Annotated in this window: 22 protein-coding genes; 9 read left to right on the top strand and 13 right to left on the bottom strand. The window is 47.7% G+C overall.

Going from position 1 to position 22,978, the window contains the following annotated elements; translation table 11 throughout:
- Positions 1–30 precede the first annotated feature (30 nt).
- From ACYVIC_RS05875 to ACYVIC_RS05860, 4 genes are read left to right on the top strand one after another with little or no spacing between them, the layout of a single operon-like run.
- Positions 31–273 (top strand): DUF1049 domain-containing protein, encoded by a 243-nt coding sequence (locus tag ACYVIC_RS05875; protein WP_460858133.1) that lies wholly within the window; start codon positions 31–33, stop codon positions 271–273.
- Between the two features lie 2 nt (positions 274–275).
- Positions 276–1,412: an N-acetylglucosaminyl transferase gene (locus tag ACYVIC_RS05870; RefSeq protein ID WP_460858131.1), complete on the top strand. Its 1,137-nt coding sequence runs from the start codon at positions 276–278 to the stop codon at positions 1,410–1,412.
- 15 nt (positions 1,413–1,427) lie between these two features.
- On the top strand, positions 1,428–2,132 hold the full coding sequence (gene pyrF / locus ACYVIC_RS05865; protein ID WP_460858130.1) for an orotidine-5'-phosphate decarboxylase: 705 nt from the start codon (positions 1,428–1,430) through the stop codon (positions 2,130–2,132).
- A 16-nt stretch (positions 2,133–2,148) separates the two neighbouring features.
- Positions 2,149–3,873, top strand: a complete 1,725-nt coding sequence (locus ACYVIC_RS05860; RefSeq protein WP_460858128.1) for a potassium/proton antiporter — start codon at positions 2,149–2,151, stop codon at positions 3,871–3,873.
- On the opposite strand, the gene ACYVIC_RS05855 is transcribed toward ACYVIC_RS05860, so the two are convergent.
- Positions 3,870–4,493 carry a CIA30 family protein gene (locus ACYVIC_RS05855; protein ID WP_460858126.1) on the bottom strand — a complete coding sequence of 208 codons (624 nt, stop codon included), beginning with the start codon at positions 4,491–4,493 and terminating at the stop codon, positions 3,870–3,872. The two genes, ACYVIC_RS05860 and ACYVIC_RS05855, sit on opposite strands and share 4 nt — an antisense overlap.
- 522 nt (positions 4,494–5,015) lie before the next feature.
- Here ACYVIC_RS05855 and ACYVIC_RS05850 point away from each other — a divergent pair.
- Together ACYVIC_RS05850 and ACYVIC_RS05845 are read left to right on the top strand one after the other, a co-directional pair.
- Positions 5,016–5,747, top strand: a complete 732-nt coding sequence (locus ACYVIC_RS05850; RefSeq protein WP_460858124.1) for an SGNH/GDSL hydrolase family protein — start codon at positions 5,016–5,018, stop codon at positions 5,745–5,747.
- A 160-nt stretch (positions 5,748–5,907) separates the two neighbouring features.
- A complete protein-coding gene (locus ACYVIC_RS05845) occupies positions 5,908–6,519 on the top strand; it encodes a DUF938 domain-containing protein (protein ID WP_460858123.1) in 612 nt (203 codons plus the stop codon).
- A gap of 32 nt (positions 6,520–6,551) precedes the next feature.
- Here the strand turns inward: ACYVIC_RS05845 and ACYVIC_RS05840 are convergent, their stop codons facing one another.
- From ACYVIC_RS05840 to ACYVIC_RS05825, 4 genes are all read right to left on the bottom strand, one after another.
- Complete coding sequence (locus tag ACYVIC_RS05840) at positions 6,552–7,100, bottom strand: methanogen output domain 1-containing protein (RefSeq protein WP_460858121.1); 549 nt, start codon at positions 7,098–7,100, stop codon at positions 6,552–6,554.
- Positions 7,101–7,257: 157 nt separating this feature from the next.
- Positions 7,258–8,445 (bottom strand): GNAT family N-acetyltransferase, encoded by a 1,188-nt coding sequence (locus ACYVIC_RS05835; RefSeq protein WP_460858120.1) that lies wholly within the window; start codon positions 8,443–8,445, stop codon positions 7,258–7,260.
- Positions 8,445–9,704, bottom strand: a complete 1,260-nt coding sequence (kynU, locus tag ACYVIC_RS05830; protein ID WP_460858118.1) for a kynureninase — start codon at positions 9,702–9,704, stop codon at positions 8,445–8,447. The genes ACYVIC_RS05835 and kynU overlap by 1 nt, the downstream gene beginning before the upstream one ends.
- On the bottom strand, positions 9,701–10,603 hold the full coding sequence (locus ACYVIC_RS05825) for an alpha/beta hydrolase fold domain-containing protein (RefSeq protein ID WP_460858116.1): 903 nt from the start codon (positions 10,601–10,603) through the stop codon (positions 9,701–9,703). The genes kynU and ACYVIC_RS05825 overlap by 4 nt, the downstream gene beginning before the upstream one ends.
- 197 nt (positions 10,604–10,800) lie before the next feature.
- On the opposite strand from ACYVIC_RS05825, the gene yghU reads away from it, so the two are divergent.
- The 3 genes from yghU to ACYVIC_RS05810 all read left to right on the top strand — a co-directional run bounded on the left by yghU (position 10,801) and on the right by ACYVIC_RS05810 (position 12,318).
- On the top strand, positions 10,801–11,637 hold the full coding sequence (gene yghU, locus ACYVIC_RS05820) for a glutathione-dependent disulfide-bond oxidoreductase (protein WP_460858113.1): 837 nt from the start codon (positions 10,801–10,803) through the stop codon (positions 11,635–11,637).
- A 191-nt stretch (positions 11,638–11,828) separates the two neighbouring features.
- Positions 11,829–12,029 carry a hypothetical protein gene (locus tag ACYVIC_RS05815; RefSeq protein ID WP_460858111.1) on the top strand — a complete coding sequence of 67 codons (201 nt, stop codon included), beginning with the start codon at positions 11,829–11,831 and terminating at the stop codon, positions 12,027–12,029.
- 1 nt (position 12,030) lies between these two features.
- Positions 12,031–12,318 carry a cell division protein ZapA gene (locus ACYVIC_RS05810; RefSeq protein ID WP_460858109.1) on the top strand — a complete coding sequence of 96 codons (288 nt, stop codon included), beginning with the start codon at positions 12,031–12,033 and terminating at the stop codon, positions 12,316–12,318.
- Between the two features lie 37 nt (positions 12,319–12,355).
- On the opposite strand, the gene ACYVIC_RS05805 is transcribed toward ACYVIC_RS05810, so the two are convergent.
- The 8 genes from ACYVIC_RS05805 to edd all read right to left on the bottom strand — a co-directional run bounded on the left by ACYVIC_RS05805 (position 12,356) and on the right by edd (position 22,972).
- Positions 12,356–14,221, bottom strand: a complete 1,866-nt coding sequence (locus tag ACYVIC_RS05805) for a DUF885 domain-containing protein (RefSeq protein WP_460858107.1) — start codon at positions 14,219–14,221, stop codon at positions 12,356–12,358.
- 105 nt (positions 14,222–14,326) lie between these two features.
- Positions 14,327–16,009, bottom strand: coding sequence for an NAD-dependent malic enzyme (locus ACYVIC_RS05800; RefSeq protein WP_460858105.1), 1,683 nt, complete (start codon positions 16,007–16,009; stop codon positions 14,327–14,329).
- 65 nt (positions 16,010–16,074) lie between these two features.
- Positions 16,075–16,920 carry an HDOD domain-containing protein gene (locus ACYVIC_RS05795; RefSeq protein ID WP_460858103.1) on the bottom strand — a complete coding sequence of 282 codons (846 nt, stop codon included), beginning with the start codon at positions 16,918–16,920 and terminating at the stop codon, positions 16,075–16,077.
- Positions 16,921–17,106: 186 nt separating this feature from the next.
- Entirely contained in the window at positions 17,107–17,574 is a 468-nt protein-coding gene (locus tag ACYVIC_RS05790) for a Dps family protein (protein ID WP_460858101.1), read from the bottom strand.
- Between the two features lie 205 nt (positions 17,575–17,779).
- Positions 17,780–19,369, bottom strand: a complete 1,590-nt coding sequence (locus ACYVIC_RS05785) for an ABC-F family ATPase (protein ID WP_460858099.1) — start codon at positions 19,367–19,369, stop codon at positions 17,780–17,782.
- Between the two features lie 154 nt (positions 19,370–19,523).
- Positions 19,524–20,177, bottom strand: coding sequence for a bifunctional 4-hydroxy-2-oxoglutarate aldolase/2-dehydro-3-deoxy-phosphogluconate aldolase (locus tag ACYVIC_RS05780; RefSeq protein ID WP_460858096.1), 654 nt, complete (start codon positions 20,175–20,177; stop codon positions 19,524–19,526).
- The gene (locus ACYVIC_RS05775) at positions 20,161–21,147 is read right to left on the bottom strand and encodes a glucokinase (RefSeq protein ID WP_460858093.1); all 987 of its coding nucleotides are present in this window, start codon (positions 21,145–21,147) and stop codon (positions 20,161–20,163) included. Before ACYVIC_RS05775 ends, ACYVIC_RS05780 begins: the two co-directional genes overlap by 17 nt.
- The gene (edd, locus tag ACYVIC_RS05770) at positions 21,140–22,972 is read right to left on the bottom strand and encodes a phosphogluconate dehydratase (protein WP_460858091.1); all 1,833 of its coding nucleotides are present in this window, start codon (positions 22,970–22,972) and stop codon (positions 21,140–21,142) included. Before edd ends, ACYVIC_RS05775 begins: the two co-directional genes overlap by 8 nt.
- Between the last annotated feature and the right edge of the window lie 6 nt (positions 22,973–22,978).

Genomic DNA, 22,978 nt, shown 5'->3' with positions numbered 1-22,978 from the left:
TAGTGTTTGCAGGCGTAAACGGAGTTTCCCTTGCGCAGACTACTTTTTATCGCAGTAATAGTAGCCCTGATTGTAGTAGGGGTGCTGTTTGGTTCTATTAATCAGCAACTGGCTGAATTACATCTTCTGATTGTCAGCGTGCAATTACGCGTTGTTGATATCGCGTTGTTATTTCTGTTACTCGGGCTGGTGCTCGGTTTGCTTATTTCATTGTTGTACTCTTTACAACGCAAAGCTAAAGGTTGGCTGCGTAAATCAGCGGACCCTAGTTAAGTATGTTAGAGCTGCTGTTTTTACTATTACCGGTAGCTGCAGCCTATGGCTGGTTTATGGGCCGCAACAGCATTACACATAAAGAGCTTAAAGGCCGCGCCAGTATTACCCGAAATTTATCTTCCGGCTTAAATTTTCTGCTTACCGATCAGGAAGACAAAGCTATTGAACAATTGCTCGAGCTGCTGGATATCGAAGCGGCAACCATTGAAACCTATCTGGCGCTGGCCAATTTGTTCCGCCGCAAAGGCGATTGGGACAAGGCTATTCGTATTCACGAAAAACTGCATCAACTAAAGCTACCTAAACCACAAGCCCAACAAATTCAGTTTGAATTGGCCAAAGATTACTTTTCCGCCGGATTGTATGACAGGGCAGAAAAATTGCTGGTTAATTTAGTTAGAGCGCCTCAATTGGCAGAGCTGGCATTAAAGCAACTGTTTAGTATTTTTGTTGCCACGCATGAATGGCAAAAAGCATTACAGTATAAAGATGCGGTGCTACAAACAGAATCGAAGTCGTTACGTATTGCTCTGGCTAATATGCAGGCCGAAGCTTTTGCTGAGAATAAAGTGGATGATCTGCAACTGCTTAACGATCTGGCTGATAGTTGTCCGCAAGCAATTCGGCCGAAATATCAACTGGCAACCGCAGCGTTGCAACAACACAATACGTCTTTGGCCAAGGCCGCTATGCGGTATATTGTTGAGCATAAACCGCAGTGGAGTGCAGATATACTGCCTTTATTACAACAATGCGAATTACCGGCCGAAGAGTGGTATCAACTGCTGAGCCAGCTAGCGAATAAACATGATAATATCAGCGCAGTAGTATTGTTAGCTGAATGGTTGGCTGAACATGGTTCGGCAACCGCTGCAGAGCAGTTTTTACAGGACAAACTCAGACAACAACCCAGTATCCGCTTATTTCAAAAGCTGCTGCAGCTGCGCCAGCAACAGTCGGCTCCGGCAGCAGAAGTATTATCGTCAGTGGAAGATCTGGTAAATGCCTACCTGGCAAAAAAATCGCTGTATAGCTGCCGCAACTGTGGTTTTAAAACCCGCAAACATTATTGGTTGTGTCCGTCATGTCAGCAATGGGAAACGGTAGAGCCCATAAGCGGTATTGACGGTCGTTAAAGTAAAGGAAAAAGCATGTCGTGTCAGACCCCTGTTGTGGTTGCTCTTGATTTTGAAAACAAAGCTGAAGCTGTTAATTTAGTTAGCCAGCTTGATCCAAAGCTATGCCGGCTTAAAGTGGGCAAAGAGATGTTCACCCATTTCGGACCGGCATTGGTAAAAGAACTGCAGCAGTATAAATTTGATGTATTTTTAGATTTAAAATTCCATGATATTCCCAATACTGTTGCCAAGGCAGTGAAAGCTGCAGCAGATTTAGGTGTATGGATGGTGAATGTGCATGCCAGTGGTGGTAGTAGAATGATGAGCGCAGCGCGTGAATCTTTAGTATCCTACGGCACTGATAAACCGCATCTTATTGCTGTTACAGTACTTACCAGCATGGAGCAGAGTGACCTAACTGAACTTGGCATTGCTCTTACACCACAACAGCAGGTAATAAAACTTGCGACATTAACGCAGCAAGCCGGTCTTGACGGTGTGGTATGTTCAGCACATGAAGCTACACTGTTAAAGCAACAATTTGGCAAAGATTTTATGTTGGTTACACCAGGCATTCGGCCGGCCAGCAGTGCTGCAGATGATCAACGGCGGATAATGACACCGGCCCAAGCTTTAAATGCCGGAGTCGATTTTATGGTAATTGGACGGCCAATCACTAAGGCAGCTCAGCCACTTGACGCCTTGCATGCCATAGTACGGGAGTTATCAAACGCTTAATTAATAGGAGGTTAGGGTGGATGGCATAAACCTCGCAATATCAGTTGGCGGTTTTCTTTTTGTAATAAGTATTGTCGCTACCCTGATTTCGGCGCGTCTTGGCGCGCCCATGCTATTAGTGTTTTTGATCATTGGCATGCTGGCAGGTGAAGAAGGCCTGGTTGGTATTCAGTTTGATAACCCGGAAGTTGCCTTTCTTATCGGCTCTATTGCGCTGGTGATTATCTTGTTCGATGGCGGTATGCGTACTCATCCTGAGCGCTTTCGGGTAGCGTTAGCGCCGGCGTCGATGTTGGCCACTGTAGGTGTTGTTTTAACCTGCGGTATTATCGGTATAGCGGCTGCCTACTTACTTGATCTTACGTTGCTGCAAGGGCTATTGCTGGGCGCTATTTTAAGCTCAACCGATGCCGCAGCGGTATTTTCGATCTTTCAATCACAAGGCTTACGCATTAAAGAGCGGGTAGCCTCGACACTGGAAATAGAGTCGGGTAGTAATGACCCTATGGCCGTTATGTTAACACTGACGCTGGTTGGTGTGTTGGCTGAAGGTAACTCCTTAAACTGGGAGGTTGCCGGCAGCTTTTTACAACAAGCGGTAGTGGGAGCCGTAATGGGGTATGCAGCGGGGCGGGTGTTTGTATTTTTATGCCGCAAACTACCATTAAGCTTTGCGTTTTTCCCGCTGTTGGCTGTAGCAAGTTGTATTTTTATCTATGCTGCCACCAACATTTTTGGTGGTAGCGGCTTTTTAGCCGTTTACCTAATGGGCTATCTGGTTGGCAATGCCCGTCTGCCACAAATTATTCATATCCTGCGCATGCACGATGGTTTAGCCTGGATAAGCCAGATTAGTATGTTTTTGATGTTAGGCTTGTTGGTCGTGCCCACAAACCTGTTGGACCATCTGGTTCCTGCTTTATTGCTTGCAGCCATTTTAATATTTGTTGCCCGGCCAATTGCGGTTATCGTTAGTCTGGTGCTATTTCGCTTTCCGGCGAGGGATCAGTTATTTATCAGTTGGGTTGGCTTGCGCGGCGCCGTACCGATTATTCTGGCTTTATTTCCGTGGTTGGCAGGTATGCCCGACGAGCATCTGTATTTTGACGTCGCATTCGTCGTGGTAATTGTTTCGCTGGTACTACAAGGTTGGAGCATAGTGCCGGTAGCACGCTGGTTAAAGCTGGAGGTACCCAAAGAACTGGCACCGGATCAAGCCATGCCACTGGACGCAGTACCCAGTAATGATGTGATGGAAGTTCTGGCCTACAATGTTACCGACAGTTCACCGGTACTGGCGCTAAGCTGGGCCGATCTGCAATTTAAACAACCGATACAGTTTTTAGGCCTGCTGCGTGACGGCGAATGGTTGTTACCGGCCAAGAAACCCGTGTTCAAAGCCAGAGACACTATTATGGTGTTAGCAAAATTGAAAGACGTGCAGAAAATAAGTGAAGTACTGGCCCAGGATGCCGAAAAATCGGTTCTTACTAACAGTAGTTTCTTTGGCGACTTTGTCCTAAATGGTGATATTACGCTTAGCGATCTGGATTCGTTCTACACGATAAACTTAGACGGTTTAGACAACAAACAAACTCTAGCCGGTTACATTGGTCAACGGTTTCACCGCCGGGTGGTTATCGGTGACCAGGTGAAGCTTGACCAATTACTGCTAACGGTACGTCAGATTAACGACGCAGGTGAAGCTGTTCAGGTGGGCATTAAGCCTGTTACAGATTAGTTTTGCTGTATTGTCACAAAGCTCAGTGAATACAACGTAATCAGAAAAGGCCCCGGCGTTTTATCCGCCAGCATTACACTAACGTGCGTGATATCAGAGAAGCTTAGCGGCGGCAAGTTACCAACGGGTCTACCACGATAACGACCGGAAAATGCACTGACGCCAAACTCGTAATCATGAGTTTTATGCTGCGATGTAAACTCGGCAACGTAAGCCACACCTTGCGGTGTAAAAGGCGTTTTCAGCCTTAACTGATATCTACGGCCATCCGCTTCCGCATTTAAAATCAACGCTTTACTATTTAACCATGTAATGGGTTTTAACAGCTTAAACTCAGCTGAAGCAAAACCACCATTATTTTCCAGTGATAAAATGCCACTAAAGCGCAACGCGATCTTGTTATGACTAACCACGTTGCCACTGGAACGTCCGCCCATAACAGTATCGTGAACCAGCATGATGCGTTCAAAGTGTCGGTGATCTATAAAATTAAGCGTAACGGCATCTGTCATGGTACTTACTCTGGAAAATACAGTTTGTTCGGTTCGGGTTTCTGCCACAGCAATAATAGGTAAGGCTAACAACAGTAATGTTATAAAGTGGCGAACAATGATCGTCATAAGCGAAACCTGCATATTACCTAAGGCTAAATACGAGGTGCGCGCTAAAATAGATCGCGAGGCGAAGGCGTAATAAGGTAATGAATAAGATCACGCAGTGTCAGTTATGTCAGCGCGAATGTGCTTTAACATTCCATCACTTAATTCCACGAAAAATGCATAGGCGCACATATTTTAAAAAACACTACGACAAAGCAACGCTACAGCAAGGTATCATGCTGTGTAGGTTATGCCATAAGGGAATACATACTCTGCACGATGAAATGACATTGGCAAAGCAACTGAGTACGTTAGCGCTGCTAAAAGCTGATGGTAGAATTAGCCAACATGTTGATTGGGTTAGAAAACAGCGAATAGCAGCTTAGCCAAGCCTTTTAAGTGGCAACACAAAATCTCCCATAATGTATATTATGTTAAATAGATAATCATTTTGGATTACAGACATATCGACTAATAATGATGCAGATTTTTGCACTTGCTAGTATGCTAACAGCTTTAAAGATAAGGCTTAAATTCTAAAAGATGGTAATACGATGGCGACTGCTAACCCTACTATGCTGGCCACTGCTGCTATGGCAAGCAAAGCGCGCACGTAAACGCGCGTTATATTTACCTGAGGCGTCAGGACGGCGCAGCGGCATACTGGGTAGCGGCGAACCGCTGCGATTGTTGATATGCGGCGATTCGGCTGCTGCCGGCGTTGGACTGTTGCAGCAAGAGCAGGCATTTTCCGGGCAATTAGTCGACCTGCTGGCTGAGCGTTATCAGGTAAATTGGCAACTAGCCGCCAAAACCGGCTTGGATAGCGCGGGCTTAAACAGCTTATTACAACAGAGTTATTCACATCCAAATGCGGTGTACCGGCTGGATGTGGTCGTTGTGTCCATTGGCGTGAATGACGTGACGGCTCGCTGCAGCAAAGCTGACTTTCAACAACAGATAAGCGCCTTACTAAGCCGTCTTGCCACCGATTTTACTGATCCTTATGTGCTGTTTAGCGCTATACCCCCTATGCAACACTTTACCGCTTTACCCTCGCCGCTTAATTACTGGTTAGGACTAAAAGCCGCTATGCTTAATCAAGTGTTGGCAACCGAGTTGGCCAACTGGCCGCAAGCGCAGCTGGTATACAGTGATCTGCCATTAAGCGCAGATATGTTTGCTGCCGATGGTTTTCATCCGTCTGAATCAGGTTGTAAAATTTGGGCTCAGCTTGTTTTTGATGCTATTGAGCTTATCGTTAAAGCAAAATAAACTGACGGCCTGATTTTACGGTGCCCGCTCTGGTCAGGCACACGGGCAATTGATATCACCATTGGCAGAAAAAATGCTAGTCTTTGGCTGATTATTTCCTTGGAGCACAACAAAGTGTTTATTGCGTCCTTTGTAGACAGACTGATGCTGACTATCTGATATGAAAAACAATGTAACGCAGTACGATCTGCCCTTCTCGCAAGCCTGTGAAAACAACAAAGCACCGATTTTAGCTGTGCTGCAACAGGCGTTTGCCAATTGCCGCAATGTACTGGAAGTGGGTAGCGGTACCGGCCAGCATGCGGTGCATTTTGCTGCTGGCTTGCCACACCTTAACTGGCAGGCGTCGGATCAGGCGCTCTATTTGCCTGATTTAACCCAAAGGCTGCACCGCGCTGCTTTGCCTAACCTGCCCTTGCCGTTGCTGTTAGATATTCGCTATGCTTCGCCAGCGATTAAAGGTTATGACGCCGTGTTTAGCGCTAACACCTTGCATATAATGTCATGGCCACTGGTGCAGCAGTTTTTTGCCCGCTTAAACGACTTTTGTACAGTGGATGCAACCTTGTGTATTTATGGCCCTGTTAACTACAACGGCCGTTTTAGTAGTGAGAGCAACCAGGCTTTTGATCAGTCACTGAAACATCGTGATCCAGCAATGGGTATTCGTGATATCGAGGCGGTAATTGCTCTGGCTGACAACGCTGGTTTTACCCTGCAACATGATCACGCCATGCCGGCGAATAACCGTTTACTGCAATTTATGCGGTGATTACCTTATGAATCTTGATGCAACCTCCTGATCTATTGACGACCAGATGTATTGTCCTGAAAATATTCTCGAACAGAATCACTTTCTGACTGCTCATATGCCAGATGAATAATAATTCGACAACGGCCGTCAGATTTTGCAATCGTTTCATCCAACTCAACTTTGGCGTAACCAAGATTATCAGCGACAATTCGCCCAAAAACATTCGAAGTCATCATGCACAAGGAGGGTTTGCCAATAACTTTTTCACCAAATGGGCAACGCGAGTTTAAAAGAACAATCTTGTTAGGACTCACTGAATCAATTTTAAAATTACCCTCTATCCGATGTTTCAAATCGACTAAAACACGTGCAACTGTGTCCAAGTCGAAATTGTCTTTTAAATTAGCAGCAGCATGATAGTCTGCATCTAGCAGCTTTCCCATTCTAGCTCCAACCAAACTTATAAATCCCTCTGCATCCTCTAAACCAACAACATCTTCAAGTGTTTTACTTAACTGACTGACAATTTGCAGTAAAAATTCTTCCTTACTGTGTCTTACAGGTAAATTTTCAACCTGTATGCGTTTTGATTCAGTCATTGAATATGTACCTGTTTATTCTAAGACAGTTTAAAGAATAGAAGTAAAACACGATTATGCTACTTAATATCTGTTTATATTTTATTAACTTTATTCGTGATCTGCATCATGATGCGGTTAAAACATCTTGCTGATATCACCGATAAAGTTTTTTAAATTAATCCTTTCGATAAGGAAGCTGTAAAATAGCCTCAATTTGGTACAGTTGTAACTGTCTGGCTTCATGTACAAAATAGTCGGCAATGGCAGGTCCTAGAGGTGTATTGGCAAAGCAGTAACTGCCGTAACGCGTTACAGGCTGAAAGCCACGTTTTAACTTGTGTTCACCCTGGGCACCAGCGTCAAAATAACTAAGTTGATGCGAAATGCAATACTCAATACCCTGATAGTAACAGAGTTCAAAGTGCAGGCAGTCTGCGTCTATCAATGTGCCCCAGTAGCGGCCATACAAGGTGTCAGTACTGCTAAAACATAACGCCATAGCAACAATGTCCTGCGAAGTGTCGTCGGAAAATGCCGCAAATACCACCAGGTTGTCGGCCATGCTACGGCCTAGTTGTATAAAGCTGTCACCGCTGATGTAGCCCTGATGGCCAGAGCGCTTTAAGTAGGTAGCTTGATAACAGCGGACAATAGCCTGCCAATGCAAAGTGCTAAGCTGGTGTCCGTGCAGGGTTCTAATGCTAAAGTCTTTGCTACTGCTGCGCTCGTGCCGTATTTGCTTGCGCTTACGCGAGGTTAGTCGTTTCAAATAATCATCAAATTGGCAGTAACCGGCGTTGTGCCATAAAAACTGCACATCGTGCCGTGCTAAAAAACCTTGTTGGCTAAGGCGTTGTTGCAGGGCCGCACTTGTATACAGCCACTGCACGCTGCAAAAACGCTGCTCGTTCAGGCCTTGCTGCAGGACGTCACACAGCCGCGCCAACACCATTTCAACATCAGCTGTTCTAAGTAAACCCAACCTTGGCCCGCTGACCGGCGTAAATGGAATGGCGGCAATCCATTTGGGGTAATACGGTAAGTTAAACTGCCGGTACGCATCGGCAATTTGCCAGTCGAACAGGTATTCACCGTACGAGTGGCTTTTAAGGTAGCCCGGCACTGCTGCGACCAGTGTATCGCCCTGCCACAGGGTTAAATGCTGGCTAGTCCAGCCTGTATTATGCCGGCTGTTGGCGCTATCGACACTGCCGCCCTGCTCCAGTGCCAGTAAAAAGCTATGCCGGCAAAACGGATTATCACCAGGTGCAGTGCCAGTTAGCCCAGCATCGGCGCTAAACAGCAGATCCCACTGCGCGGCAGTAACGCCGGATAAGCTACTAAGCCAGCGGATACTAAGCATCAGGTAACCTTTTGCTTAATGGCATATTCTGCTTTTTTATATTCAGCGGTACGTACGATATCGGCAAGAATCTCAACCGCGGTCCACATATCGATATAGCGTAAATACAGTGGCGTAAAGCCCAACCGCAGAATATTAGGGGCGCGAAAATCGGCAATTACGCCCTGCTTGATCAGTGCCTGGCACAAGGCATATGCATCTGGGTGCTGATACGCCAGCTGACTACCGCGCTGCGGGTCGGTTAACGGCGTGATCAGCGACAAATCTTGCAGGCAATCGTGCTGCGTCACCAGCTGAGCAAAACTGCGGCTAAGCGCTAAAGATTTATCGCGCAGTTGTGTCATATCGACATCGTCGAATACATCTAACGCCGCATCTAACACACTCATTGATAGCACCGGCGGTGTGCCGGTTAAAAACTGCTTAATGCCGGCTGATTTTACATAATGGTTATCAAAGCTAAACGGGCTGCTGTGCCCCATCCAACCGCTTAATGGCTGACAAATACTGGCATGATGCCGTTTTGCGGCGTACAAAAACGCCGGCGCGCCCGGGCCACCGTTCAGGTATTTGTAACCACAGCCAACGGCAAAATCTACCCCGCAATTATCCAGCTCAATTGGCAAGGCACCGGCGCTGTGCGCCAGATCCCAAATCACCAGTACACCACTGGCATGGGCCAGCTGAGTAAGGTGTTGCATGTCCAGCAAGCGGCCGCTGCGAAAATCAACCTGTGTGAGCAACAGTACCGCCACATCGGTGCTTATGGCTTGTTCCAGTGCGTCGCCTTCTACCAGCTGCAGCTGGCAATGCTGTGTACCAAGCAGGCTGGCAAGGCCTTCTACCATGTATAAATCGGTAGGAAAATTGCCCGCCTGCGATAGCACCACAGTGCGCCCCGGTTGCATTAACATGGCACTGGCCAGCACTTTAAATAAGTTAACTGAGGTCGAGTCGCAGCAAATAACCTGATCGTCAGCGGCGCCAATTAGGCGGCCGATTTTATTGCCTACCCGCAGCGGTAAATCAATCCAGTTGTGGCTGTTCCAGCTTTTAATCAGATCCTCTGCCCATTGCGTTAACAACACTTGCTGCGCACGCTCGGCCGCTACTTTGGGCATGGCACCAAGCGAATTGCCGTCCAGATATATAGTGTTATCCGGCAGTAAAAATGCATGGCGTTTGCTGGCCAGCCCATCCTGCTGGTCACGCTGTTGCAGCTCACTGTAGGTGACAGAGTGGTTCAATACGGTGCTCACTGTGCTAGTAACTCCTTTAGCGCGGCTAAAAACTGTTGATAGGCATTGGTTTGCGGATGGATCCAGTCAAAATGGCCGGCATCCGTCACCAAACGGTATGGCATACCGCTGTCTGTGGCCTGTTCAATGGGTACTATGCTATCGCTGCTACCCTGCAACAACAAGCTAAATGCTGGTGCCGGTTGCATTGCCGGGCTGGCTAGCAGGTAACGGCCAGGCCATTGCTGTGGTGTACCGGCCATAAATTGCTCGGTAGCTCGCTGACAACTGTTAACGCCTTGGCTGTAACTTACTAAATTGGTAATGGCCGCCAAACCTATAACGCCACGTATTGAGCCTGCCGTTGTTGTTTCATATTGCTGCGACGTGGCAGCTAATAAGGCCAAATGGCCGCCGGCCGAGTGCCCTGCCAGCACAATGTTAAGCTGGTCCAGTAAAATGCCCGGGGTTAACTGCGCTAAATCATGCTGTGCAAATTTTACACCGGCAAGCACATCATCAAGACTGCCCGGCCAGCCGCCACCGGCATCGCCGCTACGGCGATACTCTAATGACCATACTGCAATGCCCGCGTTGGCGACGGCCTGGCTAAAGGCAGTGCTGTGTACCATATCATAAGCGTTTAGCCAGCAACCGCCGTGAATAAACACCAGTAACGGTGCTGGCACAGCAGTGCCCTCTGGCGGCAGATATAAGCGGCCAAACTGCAGCGGCTCTGCGCCATACACCAGCTTTATGCTGGTGTCGTCTTGTGCTTCAGCCATCAGGCTGGCGTAACTGACATTGACCGGTCTACTGGCGTTTGTCGTAGCGCTTTCGGGTATGAGCGCAGCACAACCTGCTAATGCAGCCGCACACAACACAGCTAATAGCTGTTTAAAGCTTATGTTTTTAATCATGTTGCTGAACCGTATTATCCTGTTGGCGTAACCAAACTGACAGTTTATGGCGGAAAGTGTCAGCCTGATATTCGAATTAGGTATGTCTTAGAGCTATAACCTCTTTTTGGATCAGTTTGTTATGCTTGAATTTTTTAACTGGACCGCCCATATCTAATCTACACCCAGTGTTTTACATCGCCCACTTAGGAGCTTTTATGACGACGTATACCCCACCTAAAGTCTGGAGCTGGGACGCCGAAAATGGTGGCCAGTTTGCCAGTATTAATCGGCCTATTGCCGGTGCTACATATGAAAAAGCGCTACCGCTGGGTAAGCAGCCGCTGCAGCTATATTCGCTGGCGACGCCAAACGGCGTGAAGGTCACTATTATGCTTGAAGAGCTGCTGGCTCAGGGCCATACCGGCGCTGAGTATGACGCCTGGCTGATCAGTATTAAAGATGGTGAACAGTTTGGCAGCGGCTTTGTTGATATTAATCCAAATTCAAAAATTCCGGCGCTGCTGGATACCAGCAACGGCACCAGGGTGTTTGAATCAGGCTCAATTTTGCTGTATCTGGCAGAAAAATTTACTGCCTTTTTACCCAAGGATGCCGCTAAACGCACTGAAGCATTGAACTGGCTATTCTGGCAAATGGGCAGTGCGCCCTTTGTTGGTGGCGGCTTTGGCCATTTTTATGCTTACGCGCCCGAGAAATTCGAGTATCCGATAAACCGCTACACCATGGAAACCAAACGTCAGTTTGATGTACTGGATAAGCAACTGGCCAAAAACGAATTTATTGCCGGTGATGAATACAGTATTGCCGATATGGCGACTTGGCCCTGGTATGGTGCTATTGCCCTTAACCTGGTTTATGGTGCGGCAGAGTTTTTAGATACCGACAGTTATAGCCATTTAATACGCTGGGCAAAACAAATTGAAGCACGCCCGGCAGTTAAACGCGGTTATATCGTAAATCGCAATTGGGGCGATGGGCCGCAATTGGCCGAGCGACATAGCAGTGCAGATTTTGGTCAGTTTGGGCTTTAACAGCGCTTGCCGTAGGCGGATGGTAAGCGAGATATTTAGCATAAATGCTGTTGTTTAAGCTCGCCGTTCGATGGTTTCTGCTTAAGTTGTTGTTTTAGTGAGCAAACAGCACGCCAGCCCTTATTTTTACTGGAGTTGGCTGGCTAAATTCAGTAAGGTGCCGCTCCTTTAATGCCGTAATGGAAATCACCATGTCAACGCTACTGTCCGCGCTGGAAAGCGCAGTGCAGCAATTGCTGCAACAAAATGCCCAGCTAAAACAACAACTGAGCACTCTGAACGAGCAACACGAATTATTGCAATTGGAAATGATGGAAAAGGACGAGCAGCAAAGCGCTGATGCGGCCCGGCTCCAACACTTGCTGGATAGCGTAAACGCCGGAAACAGTTAACATGTCGGTATTACCACCGGGTTTAACTATAACGGTGCTCGGCCGGGACTATCAATTTAAAGTGCAACAGGGTCAACAAGCAGCATTGCAAGAGCTGGCAAAAGCACTGGACGAAAAATTGTGCTCACTGCACAGTCAGTCGCCGTTAACCAGCCGCGATCAACTGCTGGTGCTAACAATGCTAAACACCTTGCTGGAATTGTCGCAACTGCAGCAACAGTGCCTGCAGGATCAGCATGATGTAACCAGCTTACTTAAGCAAATTAATAGCCAGTTTACAGCGGACTGAGCTCTCGCGCCGCAGCAAGCTGGCTATATATTGCATACTAACTTTGTTTAACGCTGGCAATCCAATTATCTACCCGCTTTTCCAGTACATCCAGCGGCAATGCTCCGCCACCTAATACCGTGTCATGAAAGGCGCGGATATCAAAGTTATCTCCCAGCTCTTGCCGTGCTTTATCACGCAGCTGCAATATTTTAATCATACCTATTTTGTACGCTGTAGCTTGACCTGGCCAGACAATATAGCGGCGTACTTCAGAGATAACTGCGCCTTGAGCTATTGGCGTTTTTTCCAGAAAATAATCTATTGCCTGTTGCTCGGTCCAGCCTTTGCTATGCAGACCGGTGTCGACAACCAGGCGCACCGCGCGCCACATTTCGGTAATTAAACGACCAAAATCAGAATACGGGTTTTGATAAGCGCCCATCTCTTTGGCCAACAGTTCAGAGTACAGTGCCCAGCCTTCGACATAGGCGGTAAAGCCAGCCTGGGTGCGAAACGTTGGAACGGTAGTCAGCTCCTGCGCAATAGAAATTTGCATATGGTGGCCAGGGCTACCTTCATGATAGGCAATTGCCTCCATTTCGTTTTTAGGCATTGAGCGCATATCAGATAAATGCGCGTAGTAAATACCTGGTCTGGCGCCGTCTGGCGTACCAGGGAAGTAATGCTGCGCGGCACCCGGTTGCTCACGGAATGGTTCTACCCTCTTAACGACAAGATCGGCTTTGGGCAAAATGCCAAAGTACTTTGGTAACTTCTCATCAATAAAAGCCAGGTATTGGCGTGAGTCTTCCAGGTAACCTTCACGGCCTTCGTCAGTGTCAGGGTAGTAAAACTGATCGTCTTGTTTGATAAATTGGAAAAAGTCTTTTAATTCCCCCCTAAACCCAACCTGGTTTTTAATCGCAATCATCTCGTTGGTTAACCGTGCGACTTCGTCCAAACCTATTTGATGGATCTGCTCGGCAGTTAAATTGGTGGTAGTAGACACTTTTAACTGATAATCGTAATACGCTTTGCCATTTGGCTGCTTGCCCACACCGGTTGCTATGGCATCAGTTTTAGCAATATCTTTTTCGAGCCATTGTTTTAACGCGTTATATGCCGGTAAAAAATGGCTGTTAAGTGCAGCACGGGTTTCATCGGTAAGCTGTTTTGCCTGCTCGTCGGTGAGTTTATCTTCTTTCACTAGGGCCGCGATCTTACCTTTAGCATCACTCCATAGTGGAATATCCTGCTCACTGTCGGAAAAGGGGGCACCATTAAGCAAGTTGTTAATCTGCTGCAGAACACCCTCATAGGCAAAACGCGGCGGACGCACATCATGCCGGACATTGTTCTGTGCACGCGCTAACAATTGCGTTATGGCAATACTAATGCCCTCAATACGTTTAATATAGGCCTGCATATCATCGATGGTGTCCACTTTATGAAAATTAATCATAATTTGTGGCAGCATAGCGTGAATACCTTGCATCTGGGTAAACACATAGGCATTTTTACGAAAGGCGACGCCCTCTTTAGCCTGCTCATACTGATAAACCCATACATCATAAGAAGTTTGAGCTTCTGGCTCGAGTTTGGCGTAATCAAAACTGGCTTTAAGCTCTGCTACCGTAGCGCCGAGCCAGGCCAGCTGGGCGTCTTCAGCAGCAACTGAGGTGTCATCAACTTGATCATACTTGTCTTTACGGCCAAGAAACGTCATTTGCAGCGGGCTTTGCTGTAATTGCTGCTCGTATTTTTCTTCAAACCATTGATTTAAACGCTCAGTTTCAGCCGAAGCCGGCACTGTAGCTGTTGCAGTTTGAGCTACAGAAATAGATGTACTATTTTGTTCTGGGGCTGGGTTACAGCCTGATAAAATGACTGCAATTGTCAGAGCTAGTACAGACTTGTACATCACAGTTTCCTTATTTGTATGGTGATTAATCAACCACACTAACGCTGTGATGTACTTTAGTCTAAAACAAATTGTAAGCAGGTATATCTTAGCGTCCGCTAAGCACTAGGCGCTAACACGTTTATACTGCCGATATTGCGGTGTCCAAAAGTTTTGCTCTATTTTTTGCTGTAGTTGCTCATCGTCCAGCGCCAGTGCTAAGCCCTGCTGCATCGCCACTTTGGCAACGTTAAAAGCAATGTGTTTACTCAGGGCCGATAATTCAGTAAATGCCGGTAGCAGGCCGCCGCTGCCGCTATTAGCCAGCGGCGATGCATCAGCCAGTGTTTTACTTGCTGCACGCAGCATTTCGTCACTAATTATACGTGCCTTGCATGCCAATACGCCCAAGCCAATTCCCGGGAAAATATAACTGTTGTTACACTGAGCTATGGTATAGGTTTTACCCTGGTAATTTACCGGTTTAAACGGGCTGCCGGTCGCAATAATCACATCGCCGTCAGTCCATTTGATTACTTGCTCTGGCGTAGCTTCAACCTGACGTGACGGATTAGACAAGGGAAATACAATAGGCGTGTCGCAGCCTTTTTTCATGGCCCGCACCACAGCCTCGGTAAACAAACCAGGCTGGCCGGAAACACCAATCAAAATCCCGGGTCTGGCGCAGTTCATTACATCGCGCAAACTGGGAAATTCACTGCTGTAACTCCAATCTTCTATCGCTGCCGACGATTGTACCAACGCTTGCTGAAAATCGCGCAGTCCAGGGGTGGTGTCGGTTAGCAGGCCAAAGCGGTCAATCATATAGATTTGACCACGAGCCTGTTGCTCACTAATGCCCTCTGCAACCATCTGGCTAATCACTTGCTCGGCAATGCCACAACCGGCAGAACCTGCGCCAACAAACACGACTTTTTGCTCTGATAAACGGGCATTCTTACTACGGCAAGCCGCCAGTAAGGTACCTACTGTTACTGCTGCTGTGCCCTGAATATCATCATTGAAACAGCAAATTTCGTCACGATAGCGTTGTAGCAATGGCATCGCATTAGGCTGTGCAAAGTCTTCGAACTGAATAATCGCCTCAGGCCAACGGCGCTTAACGGCCTGAATAAACAGGTCAACAAACTCATCATACTCAACCTGGCTTACACGCTTTTGCCGCAATCCCATATACATAGGATCATTGAGCAGTTTCTCATTGTTGGTGCCCACATCCAGCATAACGGGCAACGTATAGGCCGGGCTGATGCCGCCACAGGCGGTATACAATGATAACTTACCGATCGAAATACCCATGCCGCCAATGCCCTGATCACCCAGCCCTAACACCCGCTCGCCGTCGGTAACCACGATAACTTTAACCTTGCGCTTGGTGGCGTTGCGCAGCACGTCATCTAATTGATGCCGATCCTGATAACTAATAAACAGGCCTCGGGCGCTGCGATAAATATCAGAGAACTGCTCACAGGCATCCCCAACCGTGGGCGTATACACTATGGGCAGCATTTCTTCCAAATGTTGCTGCAGCAAGCTGTAAAACAACGTCTCATTATTATCCTGAATAGCACGCAGATAAATATGTTTATTAATTGCAGTATCAAAACTTTTATATTGCAGATACGCACGACTAACCTGCTCTTCAATCGTTTCGTACCGTGGCGGCAGTAAACCGGCAAGATTAAAAGCCAACCGCTCTTCTGCGGTAAAGGCACTGCCTTTATTTAACAACGGGGTTTCTAACAAGGCCGAACCTGCATAGGCAGTATACAAAGGTGATTTTTTCATAGCACAGCTCAAAAATAACATCCAAATAAGGCAACGGCGGCCAATTGGCCGCCGATAGCAGAAGATTAATAAATGGTGCTGATCCTGGGGTTTAATACCGATAATAGAAACAAGCCTTCGGTATTACAGAAATCTATAGCCCGGATGATGTCTTGTTGTGTCAGGTTTAGCAACTCTAAAACAAAAGGATCGACCAGTTGGCGAGTGTTGTAGATATCAGGGTGTTGATTTGCTAACGCCAGGCGCACGGCCAGATGGATAACTAACTGCGCTTTGTTTTTTGGATCAAAACGGGTGCTGTGTTGCAATGCAACCGGTTCAACAATACTGTCAGGCAGTTGCCACAGATGTAATAATTCAGCGCCACATTCTGCATAAGTAAACTCTAACAGGTTTTGTTGTAGTTGCCAGGGCCGCATTTCTGCGTTGTATTGCTGGCATTGGTTGGCTTGCTGAGCATTATGGTTCAACACCACCATTTCGCCGATATTGTGCAGCAGACCGGCAACATAGTAACGATCTGCGGGTTTTAGCTGGCATTGCTGAGCAATAAACTTGGCGAGAAGCGCGGCATTAATGCTTTGCTCCCAAAAACGCTCAAGATCGATTGCGGAGGTATCTACTTTGCTGCAGGCAGAGGCAATGCCGATACTCAGTACCAAATTATACACCTGGGTTTTACCGAGAACTAACAGTGCTTTGCTAACCGACTCTACCTGAAAAGGTAGACTATAAATTGCGCTGTTTGCCAGTTTTAACAATTTAGACGATAACACCGGGTCGAGTAAAATTACTTCGGCAATTTCGTCCAGACTGGCCGTTTCAGAATCCATCAGTTGTTTAACTCTGAGATATCCTTCCGGCAAGGCAAAAAGGTCTGCAACAGACTGTGCATATTGCAAAGCTTTCATTGAATATAGTCTCCTTCAGCGGACACCTGACATAGAGTGTCAGCTATAAGTGTTACTGCTGGGCGCGATTTTACAAGGTTTGGCAGGAAAAACTTAGTGATTTTTGCCAGACAAACAATTTTATCTGACGAATAGCAGGGATAGCCTCAGGCGCTGATCTAACAGCGCTTTGAGGCTTGTACTCGTTCAGGCAACCAGGCTACGTAACATCCAGGCATTTTTTTCATGTACAGTCATGCGCTGAGTCAGCAAATCCAGAGAGACCTCATCTGACGCGGCATCGGCGACAGGTACAATAGAGCGTGCCGTCTTAGCTATTGCTTCCTGGCCTTTTACCAAATCTTTAATCATTTCTTCTGCGGTTGGTATACCATCAGCCTCTTTAATATTTGTCAACTTGGCAAATTCTTTGTAAGAGCCGGGAGCAAACTCACCCAGTGCACGAATACGCTCGGCGATTTCGTCGACCGCTAGTGCCAGCTCGTTATAATGGGCTTCAAATAAGGTATGTAGTGTCTGAAACATCGGCCCGGTAACGTTCCAATGATAATTATGTGTTTTTAAATACAAGGTATAGGTATCAGCTAACAGTACCGACAAACCGTGGGCAATAGCTTTACGCTGGTCTTCTTCAATACCAATATTAATTTTCATAGCGACTCCTTGGGTTAGGCACAGAGACAAAACACCATAGCATACTACCAACTGACTATGTCAGGCTTTGCTAATTGAGGTCGTGTTTTTGTGTATGCACTCGAATGTTAATTTAGTATATGGGGGCAAACTGTAATAAAAACAAGTTATAAAAAACCGGTCTGTACAGACCGGTTTTATCGTGCAGCTAACATAGATGCTGACGTTATACTGTTTGCGCCGCCAGATACTCTTCGTAGCTACCGACGAAGTTACGGATGTCTTTGTCAGTAATTTCGATAATACGGCTGGCCAGGCTGGAGACAAATTCGCGGTCATGGCTGACAAACAGCAAAGTGCCTTTGTAGTGTTCCAGCGCCAGGTTTAAAGACTCAATAGATTCCATGTCCAAGTGGTTGGTTGGTTCATCCATTACCAGAATATTAGGCCGCTGCAGCATTAATTTACCAAATAACATCCGGCCTTTTTCACCGCCTGACAATACTTTAACCGACTTTTTGATCTCATCCTGTGAGAACAATAACCGGCCAAGAATGCCGCGGATTGCCTGCTCGTCATCTGATGGCTGTTTCCACTGGCTCATCCAGTCAAACAAGGTCATGGCTTCGCTAAATTCGTGGGCATGGTCCTGAGCGTAGTAACCTATTTTTGCATTTTCTGACCACTTAACCATACCCGATTCCGGCGTTGCATCACCCACTAAACATTTGAGTAAGGTGGTTTTACCGATACCGTTTGCGCCCAAAATGGCTACCTTTTCGCCAACTTCAATGGTTAAGCTCAGATTCTTCAGCAGCTTAAGCTCACCGAAACCTTTATGCAAGCCTTCTACTTCTAGTGCCAAACGATACAACTGCTTTTGCTGTTCGAAGCGGATAAACGGGTTTACCCGGCTTGAAGCTTTAACCTCTTCCAGCTGAATTTTATCTATTTGCTTAGCACGGGATGTCGCCTGCTTAGCTTTGGATGCATTAGCAGAAAAGCGGCTAACGAAGGTTTGCAGCTCTGCTATCTGGGCTTTTTTCTTGGCGTTATCCGATAACAACCGCTCACGCGCTTGCGTAGCGGCAAACATATATTCGTCGTAATTACCCGGGTACAAGCGCAGTTCACCGTAGTCAAGATCGGCCATATGAGTACAAACGCTGTTTAAAAAGTGCCTGTCGTGCGAAATGATTACCATGGTACTGTTGCGCTCGGCCAGTACGTTTTCCAGCCAGCGAATAGTGTTAATGTCCAGGTTGTTGGTTGGCTCGTCCAGCAACATAATTTCCGGATCAGCAAATAATACCTGTGCCAGCAATACCCGAAGCTTAAAACCGGGTGCTATGGCCGACATTGGGCCAAAGTGTTGCTCTACCGGAATACCTACCCCAATGAGTAGTTCACCGGCACGGGATTCGGCGGTGTAACCGTCCATTTCGCCAAAGGCAACTTCTAAGTCGGCTACTTTCATGCCGTCTTCTTCGCTCATTTCCGCACTGCTATATATGCGGTCACGCTCTTCTTTCACTGCCCACAGTTCTGCATGCCCCATGATCACAGTGTCGATAACGGAATATTGCTCAAAAGCAAACTGATCCTGATGCAGCTTAGCAACACGGTGGTTAGGCTCAACAAATACATTACCGGCACTGGGTTCCAGCTCGCGGCTTAAAATCTTCATAAAGGTCGATTTGCCGCAGCCATTGGCGCCGATTAAGCCGTAGCGGTTACCCTCGCCAAATTTTATCGAAATATTTTCAAACAGCGGCTTGGCGCCAAATTGCATCGTAATGTTAGCAGTTGATATCACAGTGTGTTCCAGAACAGGTTAAATCGGCATGTAGCCCCGGTTGTTGGGCGCTACAGGGTAAAAAGTGCGCTACTATACGCTTTTTTTGCAGCAAACTCAAAACAAACGCCCGGATAAACCGGGCGTTTTACTACTAATACATGGCCAACACTCTTTAGCGTTGTGCCTGGGCAACGGCGGCTTTGCACAGTTGTGTAATACGGCCCCAATCTTTTGCTGCTACAGCGTCATCCGGTACTATCCAGGACCCACCAACACATTTTACGTTTGGCAGCGCCAGGTACTCGAGGAAGTTTTTCTCGTTGATGCCGCCGGTTGGACAAAAACGGATATCCGCAAAGGGGCCGTGGATAGATTTTAAGGTTTTCACGCCGCCTGCCGCCTCTGCCGGGAAAAACTTAAAGTGGGTATAGCCCAGGCCAGTGCCCTCCATCAGCTCAGAGATACTTGCGATACCAGGAATAAGCGGAATAGCGCAGTCTTTGCCGGCTTGCAGCAGCTCACGGGTTAACCCCGGGCTGATAGCAAACTTAGCGCCGGCATCTACTACTTGCTGCAATTGCACTGCAGTTGTCACGGTGCCAGCACCAACAACAGCGTCGGGTACTTCTTGTGCCAGTAAACGAATAGCATCCAGTGCCACTGGCGTGCGCAATGTCACCTCCAGTACTTTTATGCCACCGGCCATTAATGCTTTGGCCATTGGTACAGCATCGGCTAAGTCTTTAATAACTATCACCGGTACCACAGGGCCCAGATTAAATAAGGTGTCGGGTTGTAACTGCCAGTTTTCAAATGCCATATTCATTACTCGCCAAAAATTGCTTCAGGTAGACTGCAGCGCCGACTAATCCCGGCTGCTCTGCTGTCACGACAAAGGTGGCGATCTGGCGATTAAACGCGCTAAACCGGCCTTTTGCTTCAAAACGGGCTCTGAACTCGCTGTCGGCAAGCAGAGGTAAAAGTTTGGGTGCTATGCCACCGGCAATATAAACACCGCCAAACGTACTTAGCGTCAACGCTAAATTACCGGCCACACTGCCCAGACTGGCAAAAAACTGTTGCACAGTATCGACAGCTAATTTGCTTTCGCCGCTCAGTGCTAACCTGGCAATCTCAGCTGCACTCACCGGCTCGACAACCTGCTGACGATAAAGCGCCAGCGCTTTGTAGATAGCCTCCAGACCGGGGCCAGATAATAACCGCTCTGGTGATACATGACCGTACTCTTTGGCCAGCATCTGTTGAATAAACCATTCCTGCTCATTTTGTGCCGCCCAGTCAATATGACCTCCTTCACCCGGCAGCGGTATAAACTGGTCACCGACTTGCAAGAGATGGGCAACGCCAAGCCCGGTACCGGCACCTAACACGGCCATAGGCTTACCATTTTGCGCAGTACCGCCACCTAATTTCACTTTTTGCTCTGTGGTCAATGCCGGTAAACACATGGCCACTGCAGTAAAATCGTTCATCACGTTAAGTGCAGCTAATCCCAACTGCTGTTGCATCGCTTTGACAGAGAATTGCCAATGAAAATTGGTCATGCTGATCTGGTCGCCGGTCACCGGACAGGCGATAGCAATAGCAACGTGCTTAATATCTGTCAGCGCCTGCTGCTGCATGTAATGCGACAACGCATCAGCCAGAGTGGCAAACTGCGCGCATGGATAAACTGCGACCTTATCCAGCGTCATGCTTTGCAGCGCTACCCGGCTAAAGCGGGCGTTGGTGCCACCTATGTCGGCAACAATAGCGTATGATGGCAATTTAGCCATGCAGGTGCTCCTCGGTAATAAACAGGCTGCAAGCGCCTTGCTCAGCGCCGGTTAGCTGGCTGCGCAAAGCGCCGAACATTTCCCTGCCCATGCCATAGTAGCTTGGTGCCATATCCATCGTTGCAGCTTCACGTGCAGCAAACTCAGCCTCCGGCACAAATACCTCTAAACGACCGCTGTTGCCATCTACCAGCATCATATCGCCGGTTTGTATGCGTGCAATATTGCCGCCATCTATGGCTTCAGGTGTTACGTGAATAGCCGCAGGTACTTTACCCGACGCACCTGACATACGGCCATCTGTTACCAGCGCAACTTTGAATCCCCGGTCCTGCAACACGCCAAGCGGCGGCGTGAGTTTATGTAGCTCAGGCATACCACAGGCTTTAGGGCCTTGAAAACGAACCACAACAATACAGTCTTTATTAAGCTCACCGGCTTTAAACGCGGCATCTAATTCATGCTGGCTGGAAAACACCACTGCTGGTGCTTTAACTACTTCGGTACCCGCGCGAAGCGCCGAGGTTTTAATCACACCACGGCCAACATTACCGGATAACACTTCTAAACCGCCGTGATCTTTAAACGGTTTTCTCACTGTCGTTAAAACATCTGTATCGAGTGAGGATTCCGGTGCATCTACCCACACTAATTTACCATCTTGTAATACCGGCTGCTGGGTGTAACGGCGCAGGCCAGGACCAGCAACAGTTTGCACGTCTTCGTGCAGTAAACCGGCATCGAGTAACTCACGAATAAGCAGCGCCATACCACCAGCATACTGAAAATGGTTAATATCGGCCTGACCATTCGGGTATATTCGGGTTAATAACGGCGTAGCGGCAGAAAGTTCGGCGAAATCGTCCCAGTTGACGATAAAACCAGCCGAACGGGCCATAGCAATTAGATGCATAGTATGGTTTGTTGAACCACCGGTTGCCAGCAAGCCAACAATACCGTTGACTATAGCTTTAGCGTCGATCATTTTACCGGCTGGTAAGTATTCAGTGCCCAGATCAGTTAAACGGGTAACCTGACGTGCAGCGGCTTTTGTTAGTTCATCGCGCAATGGCGTACCCGGGTTAACGAAAGACGACCCAGGCAGATGCAGCCCCATCATTTCAACCACAAGCTGATTAGAATTAGCGGTACCGTAAAAGGTACAGGTGCCGGCCGAGTGGTAAGACGCCGATTCAGCTTCAAGTAGCTCTTCTTTACCCACTTTACCTTCAGCATACAGCTGGCGTACCCGGGCTTTTTCTTTGTTTGGTATGCCAGAAGGCATCGGGCCAGCCGGCACAAACACAAACGGCAGATGGCCAAAACTCATCGCGGCCATAAATAAACCGGGCACAATTTTGTCGCAAATGCCCAACATTAAGCCACCATCAAACATATTATGCGACAAACCCACTGCGGCGGACATGGCAATAATATCGCGGCTGAGCAAACTTAGCTCCATGCCCGGTTGGCCCTGAGTTACACCATCGCACATGGCCGGCACGCCACCGGCAAATTGCGCCACACTGCCTACTTCGCCCACGGCTTGCTTAATCAGAGCAGGATAATGTTCGTAAGGCTGATGTGCAGATAACATATCGTTGTAAGACGATACTATGCCAATATTGGCCTTGGTCAGGCTGCGTAAGTCACTCTTATCCTGTTGATTACAAGCGGCAAAACCATGCGCCAGATTGCCGCAGCTGAGCACGCCACGATGCGGGCCTTTCAGCCGGGCTTGTTCGAGTCGTTGCAAGTAAATTTCTCTGCTGCGCTGACTGCGGGCAATAATTCTGTTGGTTACTTTTTGAATCACAGGATCCATGACTAT

The organism is Rheinheimera gaetbuli, from assembly GCF_054781935.1.
The sequence above is the reverse complement of the archived record's forward strand: the minus strand, read 5'-3'. Positions and strand labels throughout refer to the sequence as shown.

Bases quoted from the DNA above. Each gene is read 5' to 3' on its own strand.
- ACYVIC_RS05825 (WP_460858116.1), bottom strand. From the start codon at position 10,603: ATGATTAAAAACATAAGCTTTAAACAGCTATTAGCTGTGTTGTGTGCG.
- ACYVIC_RS05775 (WP_460858093.1), bottom strand. From the start codon at position 21,147: ATGGCTAAATTGCCATCATACGCTATTGTTGCCGACATAGGTGGCACC.
- ACYVIC_RS05790 (WP_460858101.1), bottom strand. From the start codon at position 17,574: ATGAAAATTAATATTGGTATTGAAGAAGACCAGCGTAAAGCTATTGCC.
- pyrF (WP_460858130.1), top strand. From the start codon at position 1,428: ATGTCGTGTCAGACCCCTGTTGTGGTTGCTCTTGATTTTGAAAACAAA.
- ACYVIC_RS05815 (WP_460858111.1), top strand. From the start codon at position 11,829: ATGTCAACGCTACTGTCCGCGCTGGAAAGCGCAGTGCAGCAATTGCTG.
- ACYVIC_RS05845 (WP_460858123.1), top strand. From the start codon at position 5,908: ATGAAAAACAATGTAACGCAGTACGATCTGCCCTTCTCGCAAGCCTGT.
- ACYVIC_RS05840 (WP_460858121.1), bottom strand. From the start codon at position 7,100: ATGACTGAATCAAAACGCATACAGGTTGAAAATTTACCTGTAAGACAC.
- ACYVIC_RS05850 (WP_460858124.1), top strand. From the start codon at position 5,016: ATGGTAATACGATGGCGACTGCTAACCCTACTATGCTGGCCACTGCTG.
- ACYVIC_RS05795 (WP_460858103.1), bottom strand. From the start codon at position 16,920: ATGAAAGCTTTGCAATATGCACAGTCTGTTGCAGACCTTTTTGCCTTG.
- ACYVIC_RS05800 (WP_460858105.1), bottom strand. From the start codon at position 16,009: ATGAAAAAATCACCTTTGTATACTGCCTATGCAGGTTCGGCCTTGTTA.
- ACYVIC_RS05855 (WP_460858126.1), bottom strand. From the start codon at position 4,493: ATGACGATCATTGTTCGCCACTTTATAACATTACTGTTGTTAGCCTTA.
- ACYVIC_RS05780 (WP_460858096.1), bottom strand. From the start codon at position 20,177: ATGAATATGGCATTTGAAAACTGGCAGTTACAACCCGACACCTTATTT.
- ACYVIC_RS05835 (WP_460858120.1), bottom strand. From the start codon at position 8,445: ATGCTTAGTATCCGCTGGCTTAGTAGCTTATCCGGCGTTACTGCCGCG.
- edd (WP_460858091.1), bottom strand. From the start codon at position 22,972: ATGGATCCTGTGATTCAAAAAGTAACCAACAGAATTATTGCCCGCAGT.
- ACYVIC_RS05805 (WP_460858107.1), bottom strand. From the start codon at position 14,221: ATGTACAAGTCTGTACTAGCTCTGACAATTGCAGTCATTTTATCAGGC.
- yghU (WP_460858113.1), top strand. From the start codon at position 10,801: ATGACGACGTATACCCCACCTAAAGTCTGGAGCTGGGACGCCGAAAAT.
- ACYVIC_RS05870 (WP_460858131.1), top strand. From the start codon at position 276: ATGTTAGAGCTGCTGTTTTTACTATTACCGGTAGCTGCAGCCTATGGC.
- ACYVIC_RS05810 (WP_460858109.1), top strand. From the start codon at position 12,031: ATGTCGGTATTACCACCGGGTTTAACTATAACGGTGCTCGGCCGGGAC.